Annotated in this window: 12 protein-coding genes and 1 pseudogene; 6 read left to right on the forward strand and 7 right to left on the reverse strand. The window is 69.6% G+C overall.

Features of this window, described 5'->3' with window-relative positions; all coding sequences use genetic code 11:
* Window positions 1–216 precede the first annotated feature (216 nt).
* Window positions 217–2,589, forward strand: a complete 2,373-nt coding sequence (locus O7616_RS02185; protein ID WP_282307505.1) for a M28 family peptidase — start codon at window positions 217–219, stop codon at window positions 2,587–2,589.
* Window positions 2,590–2,693: 104 nt separating this feature from the next.
* Here the strand turns inward: O7616_RS02185 and O7616_RS02190 are convergent, their stop codons facing one another.
* Window positions 2,694–3,173: a hypothetical protein gene (locus O7616_RS02190; RefSeq protein ID WP_282305394.1), complete on the reverse strand. Its 480-nt coding sequence runs from the start codon at window positions 3,171–3,173 to the stop codon at window positions 2,694–2,696.
* Window positions 3,174–3,451: 278 nt separating this feature from the next.
* Between O7616_RS02190 and O7616_RS02195 the strand changes: the two genes are divergently transcribed.
* A complete protein-coding gene (locus tag O7616_RS02195; protein ID WP_282264385.1) occupies window positions 3,452–5,599 on the forward strand; it encodes a tetratricopeptide repeat protein in 2,148 nt (715 codons plus the stop codon).
* Window positions 5,600–5,638: 39 nt separating this feature from the next.
* Here O7616_RS02195 and O7616_RS02200 read toward each other — a convergent pair whose 3' ends face one another.
* The gene (locus tag O7616_RS02200) at window positions 5,639–6,580 is read right to left on the reverse strand and encodes a threonine/serine dehydratase (protein WP_282305395.1); all 942 of its coding nucleotides are present in this window, start codon (window positions 6,578–6,580) and stop codon (window positions 5,639–5,641) included.
* Window positions 6,581–6,596: 16 nt separating this feature from the next.
* The gene (locus O7616_RS02205; protein ID WP_282305396.1) at window positions 6,597–7,397 is read right to left on the reverse strand and encodes a hypothetical protein; all 801 of its coding nucleotides are present in this window, start codon (window positions 7,395–7,397) and stop codon (window positions 6,597–6,599) included.
* 523 nt (window positions 7,398–7,920) lie between these two features.
* On the opposite strand from O7616_RS02205, the gene O7616_RS02210 reads away from it, so the two are divergent.
* Together O7616_RS02210 and O7616_RS02215 are read left to right on the forward strand one after the other, a co-directional pair.
* On the forward strand, window positions 7,921–8,415 hold the full coding sequence (locus O7616_RS02210; protein WP_282305397.1) for a GNAT family N-acetyltransferase: 495 nt from the start codon (window positions 7,921–7,923) through the stop codon (window positions 8,413–8,415).
* A gap of 31 nt (window positions 8,416–8,446) precedes the next feature.
* Window positions 8,447–8,791 (forward strand): hypothetical protein, encoded by a 345-nt coding sequence (locus tag O7616_RS02215; protein ID WP_282305398.1) that lies wholly within the window; start codon window positions 8,447–8,449, stop codon window positions 8,789–8,791.
* Window positions 8,792–8,806: 15 nt separating this feature from the next.
* Here O7616_RS02215 and O7616_RS02220 read toward each other — a convergent pair whose 3' ends face one another.
* Together O7616_RS02220 and O7616_RS31110 are read right to left on the reverse strand one after the other, a co-directional pair.
* Window positions 8,807–8,980 carry a hypothetical protein gene (locus tag O7616_RS02220; RefSeq protein ID WP_282305399.1) on the reverse strand — a complete coding sequence of 58 codons (174 nt, stop codon included), beginning with the start codon at window positions 8,978–8,980 and terminating at the stop codon, window positions 8,807–8,809.
* Window positions 8,977–9,195, reverse strand: a complete 219-nt coding sequence (locus tag O7616_RS31110; protein ID WP_348773848.1) for a flavin reductase — start codon at window positions 9,193–9,195, stop codon at window positions 8,977–8,979. Before O7616_RS31110 ends, O7616_RS02220 begins: the two co-directional genes overlap by 4 nt.
* A 496-nt stretch (window positions 9,196–9,691) precedes the next feature.
* Between O7616_RS31110 and O7616_RS02225 the strand changes: the two genes are divergently transcribed.
* Window positions 9,692–9,916: a winged helix-turn-helix domain-containing protein gene (locus O7616_RS02225; protein ID WP_145778810.1), complete on the forward strand. Its 225-nt coding sequence runs from the start codon at window positions 9,692–9,694 to the stop codon at window positions 9,914–9,916.
* Between the two features lie 12 nt (window positions 9,917–9,928).
* On the opposite strand, the gene O7616_RS02230 is transcribed toward O7616_RS02225, so the two are convergent.
* Window positions 9,929–11,377: an ATP-binding protein gene (locus O7616_RS02230; protein ID WP_282305400.1), complete on the reverse strand. Its 1,449-nt coding sequence runs from the start codon at window positions 11,375–11,377 to the stop codon at window positions 9,929–9,931.
* Between the two features lie 183 nt (window positions 11,378–11,560).
* Here O7616_RS02230 and O7616_RS02235 point away from each other — a divergent pair.
* Window positions 11,561–12,121 (forward strand): annotated as a pseudogene (locus O7616_RS02235) (DinB family protein).
* A 93-nt stretch (window positions 12,122–12,214) separates the two neighbouring features.
* On the opposite strand, the gene O7616_RS02240 reads toward O7616_RS02235, so the two are convergent.
* On the reverse strand, window positions 12,215–13,258 hold the full coding sequence (locus O7616_RS02240) for a hypothetical protein (protein WP_282305401.1): 1,044 nt from the start codon (window positions 13,256–13,258) through the stop codon (window positions 12,215–12,217).
* Between the last annotated feature and the right edge of the window lie 50 nt (window positions 13,259–13,308).

A 13,308-nucleotide genomic window follows, 5' to 3' on the forward strand; every position in this document is an offset into this window, starting at 1 on the left:
ACAACACGACGCCTCCGGCGCGGGCGGGCAGGGGGATGGACCGCGTCACTGCCCAGCGAATGACAAACCGGGCGGCGGGCGAGGTACGGCGTACCGGCCATCCCATCCGGGGGCACCGAGGGGCAGGATGGTGCCACCCCAGGCCCCACCACCCCCCGAGGAGTTCCCGTGGGCGCACCCACCACCCCGGCCACGACGGGCACGCCGCCCCGCCCGATTCGGGGCGTACCCCCGGCCGACCGGGCGCTGACGCGACCTCGACGGCGGCTCCTGGCGGCCGTGGCGGCAGTGGCCGCGCTGGTGGCCGTCGGCGCCGGCAGCCTGCTCGACCTGCGCACCCCGACGCCGAAGCCGACGGACGCGCCGGCCGGTGAGTTCAGCGCCGGCCGGGCGTACGAGGACGTCCAGGTGATCGCGGCCCGGACGCACCCCGCCGGCAGCCCGGCCAACGACCAGGTACGCGCGCACATCGAGCAGACGTTGCGCGGCCTGGGCCTGGAGACCGAGGTGCAGGACACGGTGGCACCGGAGGCCGGCCAGCTCAGCGGGGCGGCGGGCGGGGCGACGATGGCCCGGGTCCGCAACGTGGTGGCCCGGCTGCCCGGCACCGCGTCGACGGGCCGGATCTTCCTGGTCGCCCACTACGACTCGGTGCAGACCGGGCCGGGCGGCAACGACGACGCCGCCGGCACCTCGGCCATCCTGGAGGTGGCCCGCGCGCTCACCACCGGCCCCCGGCCGCGCAACGACATCGTCTTCGTGCTGACCGACGCCGAGGAGGCGTGCCTCTGCGGCGCGTCGGCGTTCGCCGCCGGTCATCCGCTGGCCGCCGACGGCGGGGTGGTGCTGAACCTGGAGGCCAGGGGCTCCACCGGGCCGGTGATCATGTTCGAGACGTCGAAGAACAACGCGAAGCTGGTGGACGTCTTCGGCCGGGCCGCTCCGCACCCGGTCGGCACCTCGTTCGCCGTGGAGATCTACCGCGCACTGCCCAACGACACCGACTTCACCGCGTTCCTCGACCAGGAGTTCGTCGGGCTGAACTCGGCGTACATCGACGGCGGCGCGATCTACCACACCCCGCTGGACACCCCGGCGGCAATGGACCGGGGCAGCCTCCAGCAGCACGGCGACAACGCGCTGGGTCTGGCCCGGGAGTTCGGCGCCGTGGACCTGACCGACCTGCGCTCGGGGCACGACGCCACCTATTTTCCGGTCCCCGGTGGCCTGGTCCGCTACCCGGGCTGGCTCACGCTGCCGCTGGCCCTGCTCGCGGTGGCCGCGGTGGCCGCGCTGGGCTGGCTGACCCGTCGGCAGGGCCGGGCCTCCACCGGCCGGCTGGCCGCCGGCTTCGGGCTGGCCCTGGCGCCCATCGTGGTCGCGCCGGTCGCCGCCCAACTGCTCTGGTTCGCGATCACCACGATCCGACCGGGGTACGCCGAACTGCTCGACCCGTACCGACCGATCTGGTACCGGTTGGCCGTCCTGGGGCTCGCCGCCGCCATCCTGTTCACCTGGTACGCGCTGACCCGCCGTCGGGTCGGCCCGGCCGCCCTCGCCGTCGGTGGGCTGGCCTGGCTGGCGCTGCTCGGCGTGCTGCTCGCCGTGGCGGTGCCCGGTGGGGCGTACCTCACCACGGTCCCGGCGTTGGCCGGTGCCGTCGGCGGGCTGGTCGCGTTGCGTACCCGGCAGACCGGGCCGTGGCCGGTGGTGGCCGTGACGGCCGCCGCGGCCGTGGCCGTGGTCATCCTGCTGCCCACCGTGGTGCTGCTCTTCCCGGCGCTGGGGATGGCGATGGGCGGGGTGGCCGCGCTGGTCGCGGTGCTGCTCGGCCTGGCCGCCCTGCCGGTCGTCGACCTCCTGCACCCGCAGGCCGGGGGCCGGCGCGGCCTGCCGGCGCTGCGGGCCCGACGGCTCGGGGCGCTGCCGGCCGGGGCCGCCGCCGTGGCGGCGGTGGTGCTCGCCGGGGTCGGGCTGGCCGTCGACCGCTTCGACGCCGCGCACCCCGCGCCCACCCACCTGATGTACGCGATGGACGCCGGCACCGGTCAGGCCCGTTGGCTCAGCCATGAGGGCGACCCGCAGCCGTGGACGGACGGCTACCTGGACGGGACGGCCGACGTCGGCGACGACTTCCCCGGGCTCGGCGACGGTGAGCTGCGGGTCGGGCCGGCGCAGGCGGCGAACCTGCCCGCGCCGAAGCTCGACGTGCTGGGCGACACCACCGCCGGTGGCGAACGCACACTGCGGCTGCGGCTCATCCCGCAGCGGGTGGCCCGGCTCGCCACACTGCACGTCGACACGTCGACCGCCACCGTGCTGCGGGCCGAGGTGGCCGGACGGTCGGTGCCGGTGGAGCCCCGCGAGGGGAAGTGGGGATTCGGGTTGGTCTTCCACGCCCCGCCCACGGAGGGCGTCGAGGTCACGCTGACCGTGCGGCCCAGGGCTGGGCAGGTGTCGCTGCGGGTGATGGACGCCAGTGACGGGTTGGAGGCACTGCCCGGCTTCCGGCCCCGGCCGCCGGCCGTCGGCGTCGTCGGGTCGCACAGCTCGGAGATGCTGGCCGTCGCCCGCACCTATCCCATCTGACGGACACGACTGTGGTCCGGTGGGCGATTCGCCCCCCGGACCACAGCTATTCGTGGCCACCGAAATGCCGACCGCCTTTTCGGGTCCGTTGAGTCGGAATGTGGTCACTCCACTGGTTCGGGTTGACCGGCACCGATACGGTGCCAGCGATTTCCGTCATGGTCGGTGAAGGTGAGATCCACCAGAACGGTGTCGGCCGGGCGTAACCGGTGCTCGGCCGTAACGGTGACGAAGAGGTCCTGCACGTCGCGGCCCGGTATCCGGCGGACGTGTTTCGGCGCGGCCAACTCGACGGGTGTGCCGTCCGGGGCGACGAGCCGGGCCAGCACCGCGACGTCCAGCACCGGTGCGTCGCTCTCGTTGGCCACGGCGACCCGCAGCACCGAGGTGCCGCGGATCTCGACGACCGCCGACACCAACCGGGCCTGGGCAGCCCGGATCCGCAGGTCGTCGCTGCGCCGGGCGCGGATCTCCCGCCGGAGTCCGAGGTAGACGATCAACACGCTGGCGATGGACCCGACCGCGCCGAACCAGTCCGGTACGGAACCCCAGTCGACCACGTCCTGGATTGGTGACCAGTTCATCAGTCCATCGTGGATGCACCTGTCGAGTGCCGCGCACGGCGGATCGGCTGGAATCGACCGCGAAATGGGAATCGGGGCGGCGATTACGGTCGTCCGGGTGGCCTAAACGGTGAGTGTGCAACCCGGCACAGCGATGGATACGCTTGTGGCTGACGTGGCACCGGCGACAATCCCTCCGACTGTCCACCAGATGGACACGATCTCCCGCCGGCCCACTGCAATTTCGCCACCGAAGGGGGACCGCATTGACTGCGGACGTTCCACCCGAGGATGTCAGCGTGCCCCGGCCTGCGTACGACCGGCCGAGTCGCGTCTCCGTCGACCCACCCCTCGGGCGACTGGACAGCCCGCTGCATGGTCGAAACGACCTGATCGACGAGATCATGCGGCCGGAGGAAAGCACCGGGGAGCCTTCGGTGCACATTCTGTGCGGCATGGGCGGCTCCGGCAAGAGCCACGTCGCCCTGGAGATCGCCCGCCGGGCACGGGCCGACGGCCGGACGGTCTGGTGGGTGCAGGCCGGGCGGCTCAACTCGGGCATGCGGGAGGTGGTCAGCCAGCTCGGCGCGTCGGAGACGCAGGTCGACCAGGCCTGGGCCGGGATGATCAGCGCGACCGACCTGGTGTGGCGCTACCTCAACCAGGCCGCGCAGCCCTGGTTGCTGATCTTCGACAGCGCGGACGAGCCCGCCACCCTGGGCCCCACCGACGGGGTCCTCGCCGACGGCACCGGTTGGTTGCGACGCCCGGAGGCCGACGACGGTGTGGTCATCGTGACCACCCGGGACGGCAACCGGGCCACCTGGGGCACCTGGTCGACGCTGCACCAGGTGCGCCCCCTCGACGCCGACGCCGGAGCACAGGTGCTGATCGACCGGGCCGGTCCGCAGGCCGGTGACGTGGCCGACGCCCGGGAGCTGTCCCGGGAGCTGGGCGGGCTGCCACTCGCCCTGCGCGCCGCCGGCAACTACCTGAAGTCGGTCAACGCCAGCCCGGTCTGGCGCGGCTCCTCCACCATCACCACCTTCGCCGACTACCGGATCGCGGTGCAGCGCCGGTTCCGCGCCCCGCTCGACGCCCCCGACGTCGACCTCGACGAGTCCCTCGGCCTGGAGATCGTCCGCGAGGTCGACGACCTCTCCCTGGACCTGCTGTCCCGCCGCAAGCTTCAGCAGAGTCGGCCGCTGCTCAACGTGCTGGCCTGCCTGAGTGTCTCCCCGGTGCCCTACGAGGTGGTGCTCAAGCCGGCCATCCTGGCCGAGTCGCCACTCTTCGAAGGGCTCACCGCCCAGCAGCGGGTGCGGGTGCTGGAGGGTATCGCCGACCTCGCCCTCGTCGACTTCGACGTCCACGACGAGGTCACCGACCCCGCGTTCGCGCACGTACTGTCGCTGCACCCCCTGGTGCACGCGATGTTCCGCGACCGCGACGAGGTGCGTGAGCAGATCGCCGAATACCACGGCCTGGTCATGAAGCTGCTGCTCGCCGCCACCGAAGGGCAGAACCCGGACGACTCGGCGGCCTGGCCCAACTGGGACGTGCTGGTGCCGCACCTGGTCGAGGCCGTGCGGGAATACCTCGTGCCGCAGAAACACAAGCACGACCCCGAGACGGTACGCCGCGCACTGGAGCTCGCCCGACTCACCGCCCGCTACCTCATCGCGGTCGGCCTACCCGGTTCCGCCTTCGACATCCTCGACCCGATCGTGCGGGGCTGCGCCGCGTACGACCACGATCTGGACCGGCCGCAGGTGCTCGCTCTCCGCCACGAACTGGGCCGCACCTGGCTGGAGCGCAACCAGCCGGAGATGGCCGACCGGGTGCTCCGCGACGTCATCGCCGACCGCACCCGGGTGCTGGGCAGCGACGACGCCGACACCCTCGCCAGCCGACACAAGCTCACCAAGGCGATCATGGCGCAGCGCCAGTGGCCGGAGGCCGAGACGGAGCTGCGGCAGATCGTCGCCGCGGAGGACCAGGTCCGCGGCCCGGAGCACTGGGACACGATGATCGTGCGACACAGCCTGGCGCTGGCGGTGCTCGCCCAACAGCGGGCACCCGAGGCCGAGGAGATGCTGCACGCCATCCTGGAGGTCCGCTACCGGACGTGGCCGCTCAACCAACCGGAGACCTGGCAGGCCCGGCACACGCTGGCCCGGTGCATGCAGGCGCAGGGCCGGTTGGCCGAGGCCGAAGCCGAGCTGCGGGCCACCCTCGCCACCGTGGAGCCCCGGCACGCCGACCGCAGTGAGGTGCTGGCCATCCGGGCCACCCTGGCCGCGGTGCTCCTGCTCGACGGGCGACTGGAACCGGCCATCGAGGAGTACGAGCGGCTGCTGGCCGACCGCCGCCGACTACTCGGAGACACCCACCTGGACACCCTCCAGATCGAACACGCGCTGCGCCGCCTGCGCAACGGCGACTGACCGGGTCGGTGCCCGGCCCACGGTCGGTACTCGGCCCGGTCAGTGCGGCGCGGCCGGGCCCAGGTCGCTCGGGTCGGTGTTGCCGCCGCAGATGACCACCGCCACGCGCTCCCCCGCCTGCGGCACGTACGCCCCGCCGACCAGCGCGGCCAGCGCGGCAGCACCACCCAGCTCGGCGGCGACCCGCAGCTCCGACCAGAGCAGCCGGCGCGCCCGCACCAGGTCCTCGTCCCGGACCAGCACGGACACCACACCGGTCCGGCGGGCGGTGTCGTAGGCGATCTCACCGATGCGGCGCGCACCCAGCGAGTCGGTGGCGATGCCGCCGACCTCGATGTCGACCGGTCGACCGGCCTTCAGCGCCGAGTGCAGGGTGGGGATCTGCTCCGGCTCGACGGCGACCACCCGCACCGACCCGTCGAACCAACTGGCGATGCCGGACACCAACCCACCGCCGCCGACCGCCACCAGCACGGTGTCGATCCCGTCGACCTGCCGCTCCAGCTCCCGACCGACGGTCCCCTGACCGGCCACCACCTCCGGCTGGTCGTACGCGTGCACCACCAACGCGCCGGTCTCCCCGGCCCGCTGGGTGCTGGCCGCCAGGGCCTCGGCGTAGTGCTGACCGACCTGACGCACCTGGGCGCCCAGCCCGGCCAACCGCTGCACCTTCACCGGTGAGGCGGTGACCGGCACGAAGACCTCCGCCGGAACGCCGAGCGACCGGGCCGCGTACGCGACGGCGAGACCGTGGTTGCCGCCCGACGCGGCGATCACCCCGGCCGCCGGCAACGACCCCTGGAGCATCCGGTTGAACGCGCCGCGCGGCTTGAACGAGCCGGTGTGCTGGTGCAACTCCAGTTTGAGACTGAGCTGCCCCGGCACCCCCAGGTCGACACCGTCGACGGCGATGACCGGGGTTTCCCGGACCCGCCCCTCGACGAGTGCCGCAGCCGCCTCGACGTCGCTTCTGTCCACCATGGGGAAACGCCCTTCGCTACGACCAGAGGGCCAGTCGGCCATCGTCGGTGAGCCCGACAAAGCATCCTATGGAGATCCGGCGGCCATCGGTCGCGGGACGCACCGTGTGATAGTGCCGGGGATCGAACAGGAACCCCTCCCCGAGCGTGGGCCGCAGGGTCAACGACTGCGAGTCGACGGTCACCGACTCGTCGAAGCCGTACCCGCCGGGAATCCGCCGCTCCTCGTCGCCCGGCTGCCACCGCCGCCGCCACAGCACCGTCTCGCCACCGGCCGGTGGAACCCGGATGTAGATGTTGAACGCCAACTGCGCCACCACATCACCGTCGAGCAGCCGCCCCGCGTACTCCCGGACGGCGTCGTCGAAGTGCACCTGGAGGCCGGCGTTGATCTCGCGGACGATGCCGACGTGCATCTCCCGACCCTGCCGACGGCCGGGTGCGACATCCGGCCAGGCGGACCGGAAGGCGGCCAGACACAACTCCCGTGGCGAATCCGGCAGGCCCAACGTCGTCCAGACCTTGTCAGCCACGCGGGCCGCGTCCCAGTAGTCGTCCCGAAGCTCACCGGCGGCCCGGTGGTCGTTGATGGCCGGGCCGAACTTGGCGACGACGGGGAAGACCCGGCTCTCGTCGTACCGGTCCATCGGCGCGTCGGCGAGCGCGGCCGTGATCGCGTGACACCGGGCCGCGGACAGCAGCCCCGGCACCCGAATGGCGGCCAGTCGCCCCGCGATGAGCCCGGCGATGTCCGCACGGGTGAGCGAGTCTGATTCGACGGCGACGAACAACGGATCGGTGTTGATCGAATGCTGCACGGCGGTCCTCCCGTAACGAAGATCCCTCACCGGACATGTCGCGCCCCCCAGTCCGCGCACAGTGCAATGTACAAACCGCCAGCAAGACCAGGTTCGGTCAGTTCCGAGCGGGGTGGCACGGCCGTCGCTACCATCAGCGCAACCGGGGTACGCGACACCGAGCCGTACGGCGGGCGTTTTCCACCGATCGGGGAATGGTGACGGTTCCCGACATGCCGCATGATGCGATTAGCTCGAACGCTGACGAGGAGTTCGATATGGCTGGCGCCGGCTCGGCGGATCTTGACTCATACGTCGACCGCCTGGAAATGGCACGTCGAATAGCCCGGGAAATGATCGAATCGGATCACCTGGCGTTGGAGCTGGCTGTCCGCCAGCGCCCCCAGTGCTGGTCCCGCCGCCCGGTCGGCCACGCCGCCCGCGCCGACGCAACGGCTCACTGACCCTTTCGTACCCTGCCCCAGGGCATCACGGCACCAGTGCTGATCTTGGCACTGCCGATCCTGTGTGCGACGCTTCGGCGGTGACTGACCTCGACATCCGCGCAGCCACCCCGGCTGATTCCGAATTCCTGGTCGACATGCTCGTGGAGGCCGTGAACTGGCTACCCGAGCGCAACTGGTCCCGCGACCAGATCCTGGCAAACCCTGCGCTGGCCCACTACGTCACCGGCTGGATGCGGCCGGACGACTTCGGCCTGGTCGCGGTGAACCCGACTGACCGGCCGGTCGGCGCGGCCTGGTTCCGATTCCTGAGCGCCGCCGATCCGGGCTACGGGTACGTGAGTGACGACGTTCCAGAGCTGACCATCGGCGTGGTGGAAAGCTGGAGGGGCCGGGGTGTGGGCCGGGCGCTCCTGCGCGCCGTTCTGCGCGCCGCAGGAGAACGCGGCATCCGCACGGTGTCGCTGAGCGTGGAGCGGGCGAATTTCGCCGCGAGGCTGTACGCCGCCGGAGGGTTCCGCACTGTCGAGTCCTTCGAGGACGCGGACACGATGGTCGCCGAGATCGGGGGCTGACCCCGCTCACCCGACGGTGGATACTCCGCTCATGACCCTGGCACCGTCACGTACCCGTCTCGTTGACGCGCGCTCATCCTTCCTGGTGCTGGCCGGCTGGTACGTGGCCGTCGTCGTGTCGTTCGGCCTGTTCCTCGGCACGCTCTCCGGATCGATCCCGGCAGGGTGCGGCGAGGGATGCGACTCCGAACGGTCGCGGGCACTGCTCTTCGGGCTCTACGTGGCCACGCCCGCGCTGTTCCTCGCCCTGCTGGTCAGCTTGGCGATGCTCGCGGTGCTCGTCTCCCGTACGCGGATCCGCTCGTCGGTAGTGGTGGGCACGCTGTCCGCAGTGCTTCCGCTGGTCGTCTGCGGCTTGCTCGCCGCCAGCCTCTGACCACCGCCGCTCGCATCAGACCAGCCGCTGGATGCGGATCTTCGAGCGCTCGTTCCTCAGGTGGCCGTGTTTGTGCTGGCGAATCTGCTCGTCCCAGACCTCCTGGTCATAGTCGGGGTCCGGCGGGATCCACCTGTGAGAGCCGTCGCTGTAGTGGAACTTCTCGTCGCCCCGCCGGAGGATGCTCACCGGGTCCAACCGAGGAAGCGGTAGTGCAGGCGGCCGCCGGGAACGTGGGCCAGGTCCTGGGCGGCATCAACCAACTGGGCGGCCAGGTAAAGGGCAAGTGACACCGGCGCTCTGTCGTACTCCGCTTGCAACTCCTGTCGACGGGTATGGCAGGGCCAATCGGCACCGCAGCCGCCGCAGGTCCAGGCCGGGGTGATCGCGAGGTGGCTCGTCATCGTGTTTCGTCCTGACTCGGCCAGTGACAGCTACTGATCGGGATGCGGTGGCGACTTCTGCATGGCAGGTCGGCACCGCAGCGACAGACCCGTCGCCAGTGCCGCCAGGACCAGATAGGGCGGTGACGGCGCGCCAAAGTGAGCGCCACTGCGATGACGTACTCGTCGTATGACCCACGCCGCTGGGCGCTCTCCAATCGCGGCTGTCCAACACCGGAATCCCTGGTAGCGCGCCCGGCGCGTGCGGTTGCGGCAGTTGCACCGTTCGCTCTGGTCACGATGCCTCCTGCGGACGCCTGAGGTTCCGTGGGCACCCGGTCAGCGGTGTCCGGAGACAGGGCACCCACGGCAGGACGACCCGGCCGCCAAGCTGGGTAGCCCCACAAGCAACTTAGGACGCAATGTGCGCAGGGTCAACAGCTACGACACATAGCGTTGTAAGTCGAGCCAGAGATGTGGTCTGCTTGCACCAGCCGCCAAGCTGGGAGCACCACCTATGTCTGAAGCCGCGTACCTACAGGTCGCCCGAGATATCCGCGAGCAGATCAGCTCCGGCCAGTTGAAGCCGGGCGACAAACTGCCGTCGTTCGCCGCCCTGTGCGAGCACTACGACGTCAGCAATACGGTGATCCGCGCCTCCATGCTCCTACTCAAAGCCGAGGGCTTGATCGACGGCCGGCAGGGCAAGGGCGTCTACGTCGCCAACCCACTTCCCCGATAGACCCCGAAAGCGTCAGGCCGACCATGCCTGGACGACGTCGTCAGGTCCCCAGACCAGGTCCACGGCCCCGGCCGGGAGGTCGACTCCGGAGCGGCTGACCACGACCAGGCCGCTGACCCCGGGCTGGAAACCCGGAATGAGCGGGGCCTGACGCCGCAGTTCGTCGAGATGGTGCCGGTCGAACGGCCCGTCCTGCCATTTGATGGAGCCGGCGAAGGCGACGCGGGAAGCGACAGGGGCCCGATCGGCTCCGACAAGATCGATCTCTGGGTTGGACTGCCGGTTCCACCAGCCGCCGACTTCCCACGTGTCGCTCCAGGGCAAGTCGCCAGCGCCGGCAGAGATGGCGAGCGCGTCGCGGATGATCGGTTCGACGGCGTTGCCCCGCCAGGAGGACCACCGACTGTCGAGGACGGCGCGAGCAGCCGCTGACCGGTCGCGCAGGACCAGTTGATGTACGTCGCGCAGGATGGCCAGATACAGGCGCAGATTGCTGTCGGCGATCCTGTACTGCGCCAATTTGCTGGGCTTGGTGGACAGCGGCTTGTCGACAGCGAGGACCTGTTTCTCCTCGACAAGGCGCTGAAGCAGCGGCGAAAGGGTACCGGAGCTGACCGGGCCGCCGCGGTCCCCGGCGGCAGCGGCGATGTTGCTGAACGTGCGGCTACCTGCCCCGCCGACCGCTTCCAAGATGCGCCGGGCAGTGTCGGGGGCGGGAAACTCCGACGCCAGGGACTGTTCCGGGACGGTGAACAAGGCTGAAGTCTTGTTGGCGATCTCCTGACTCAGGAACTCGGCGGGAGGCGTTCCCGGGGACCACTCCAGTGCGACACCGGGCAGCCCACCGGTGATCAAGTGTGCATCGACCGCGTCCGCGCCACTCAACCCGGTGACGGCGGCGGTTTCGGCAAGATTGAAAGGGCCGAGGACCATGTTCGTGGCCCTGCCGTAGAACGGGCGGTCGTACTCGGTGAACCGCTGCATCATGTGCAGATCACTGCCGAGCAGGAGCAGTAGCACTGGCTTGCGGGAAATAAGCCGGTCCCAAGCCACCTGAAGGTGCCCATCGAACGTCGTGTCCTGCTCGGAGATCCAGGGCAACTCGTCGAGGACGACCACACTCGGCGTATCGGGCAGGACACCCGCCAGGACCCGCAGCATGTCTCCCCAGCCACCGGTAGGTGGCTGGGACGGCAGAAGGTCACGACCACCAGACTCGAGCAGCGACGAGTCGCGCAAGGCACCGAGGAAGTAGCCGACGGCTTCGGTGCTCGACGCCCCCTTGACCGCGGTGTAGAAGCAGTACGGCAGATCGACCCGGTCGCACAACTCTTGCACCAGCCGCGACTTGCCCACCTGACGGCGACCACGGATGGCGACAGCGCGGCCCCCACCGGTGCGCTTCACATGATCAAGCTGCTTGCTGAGCAGGTCGAGTTCCGTGCGGCGACCGACGAACATCGACCCTCCCGAAGCTAGATCGAATCTTACTTCGAAACAGTCTAGCTAACAGCAGAGGGTCGCAACGGTTGTACGTCGGAGGCATCGCTGGCACCCCCGGTGCGATGCATACTCGCGGCTCATGGCCGGGGACGGCGCCTGCGAGGGTCGCAGCCGAGTCTCCGCTATGAGTAGCGTGCGGCAGTGACGAGAAGCGAGCGGATCGCGGACCAGTTGGACCGGCACTGGCACAAGAACCTGCGGCCACGGCTGCACGGTCTTGCCGATGAGGAGTACTTCTAGGAACCGGTGCGTGACTGCTGGAGCATCCCCCCACGTGGCACGTCGGCCGTATCGATGTCGGTGGGCTCGGGGGACTGGACGATGGACTTCGCATCCCCTACCCCGGCGCCGGCGCCGGTGACCACCGTTGCCTGGCGGCTGGCGCACATCGTCGTCTCCTGCCTGGGTTACCGGCTCGGATGGCACTTCGGCGGCCAGGATTTCGACTCCCAGACATTCGCCTACGCGGGGACCGCCGACGAGGCGCTGGAACAGCTCGATGAGATGTATGGGCGATGGAACGCGGGGGTCCGCGGGCTCTCGGACGCCGACCTGGAGAATCCACCCACGGTGGGTCCCGAGCGGTTTCCGATGGAGGGCATCACCCTGCACGTCAACACGGAGCTGATCCATCACGGCGCCGAGATCTCCCTGCTGCGCGACCTCTACCGCTGGCAGGACAAGCCGTACCGCGATCGATGATTCGACAAGTGGCAGCGAGTCTGCTCAGTCCGTGACATTCGCACCGTCCTTCTGAACCTGGGGCGGGCGAACGTCGCCGCGCCGTTGCGCGAACTACCCCTCCAGGCGCGCCACCAGTTCATTGCGCAGAGACCATGAATCATCCGAGATGCACTCCGCTAGGCAGGCGAGGCCAAGCGCCAGGGGCCAGGAAACCGCCTGCCGATGCTGGAGCAGCATTTCAAGCGGTCGCCCGGGGTCCCAAAGCCGTCGGGGCGCGAGGCTGACTGGCATGAATTCGTGAACATAGGAGCGCTCTACCCGCCGTGGTGAGCGGTCGAGCACCTGGTCACCGCTGAGGTTCAGGAGAGTTACCGCGCAGAACTCCGGCATGGCTCCCCGACTGATCCAACGGCCGTGACCGACGAGGGAGCTGTCTTTTATGTCACGTTCGGTTAGGTGGCACTCTTCCCGCAACTCGCGTTCGGCCCCGTTTATAGCAATCTTCTGGATGGTCCAATCCGCTGGGTCGGCGGGCACGTCCTTAGGTTCCAGCGCCCCTGAGCCGGACGGGGCCAGCAATCCGGGACTGCCGATGTTCTCGTCGGTTTGCGCGACAACAAGCAACTGTCCGTCGGTGGTGAAAGCCAGCGTCGACACGCCGATCAGATTCGCAAGACGACTGCGCTTGAAGGAGATCAAACGGCCGTCCAGGTCGAGGATGAGATCCCTTCCTCGAAGCGCTGGACTCTTGCGCCCCACCTCCCAGATGTCCAAGGATGCGAGCAAGTTGCTGCACATGAAATCGAAGTAGCGGCCCGCTCTCAGCTTGACGACATCCTCGCTCAAAAGATCCGCAGCCAGACAGAGCGCGCTGTCGTTGTAGATCTTCCCCGTCTTCCCGCGGTGCGTCAGGTAATCAAGCGACCATGTCTTCAGGTCACGAGGGAGCTTGTAGCCGCCCCTCTGGACAATGGCCCGGATGGGCCGCTTGCGCAGTTCGGCGTTTTCCCGCGACAACAGGATTCCGACGTCGCGCGCACTTTCCACGCTTGGCCCCAGGTCCACCGAACTGCTGATCACATCACGGTAGGTGTCGCCTTTCCGCGGCTGAAATCGCACTTCCCTTGCACGGCGACGATTAGCTCGGGTCTCCATGAGGGAGAGGGTAGCCCCGGCGAGGCCGGCAACCACACTTACCGGCTTCG

This window comes from Micromonospora sp. WMMD964, from assembly GCF_029581455.1.
GTDB lineage: Bacteria > Actinomycetota > Actinomycetes > Mycobacteriales > Micromonosporaceae > Micromonospora.

Bases quoted from the DNA above. Each gene is read 5' to 3' on its own strand.
- O7616_RS02215 (WP_282305398.1), top strand. From the start codon at position 8,447: ATGACCCTGGCACCGTCACGTACCCGTCTCGTTGACGCGCGCTCATCC.
- O7616_RS02190 (WP_282305394.1), bottom strand. From the start codon at position 3,173: ATGAACTGGTCACCAATCCAGGACGTGGTCGACTGGGGTTCCGTACCG.
- O7616_RS31110 (WP_348773848.1), bottom strand. From the start codon at position 9,195: ATGACGAGCCACCTCGCGATCACCCCGGCCTGGACCTGCGGCGGCTGC.
- O7616_RS02225 (WP_145778810.1), top strand. From the start codon at position 9,692: ATGTCTGAAGCCGCGTACCTACAGGTCGCCCGAGATATCCGCGAGCAG.
- O7616_RS02230 (WP_282305400.1), bottom strand. From the start codon at position 11,377: ATGTTCGTCGGTCGCCGCACGGAACTCGACCTGCTCAGCAAGCAGCTT.
- O7616_RS02240 (WP_282305401.1), bottom strand. From the start codon at position 13,258: ATGGAGACCCGAGCTAATCGTCGCCGTGCAAGGGAAGTGCGATTTCAG.
- O7616_RS02200 (WP_282305395.1), bottom strand. From the start codon at position 6,580: ATGGTGGACAGAAGCGACGTCGAGGCGGCTGCGGCACTCGTCGAGGGG.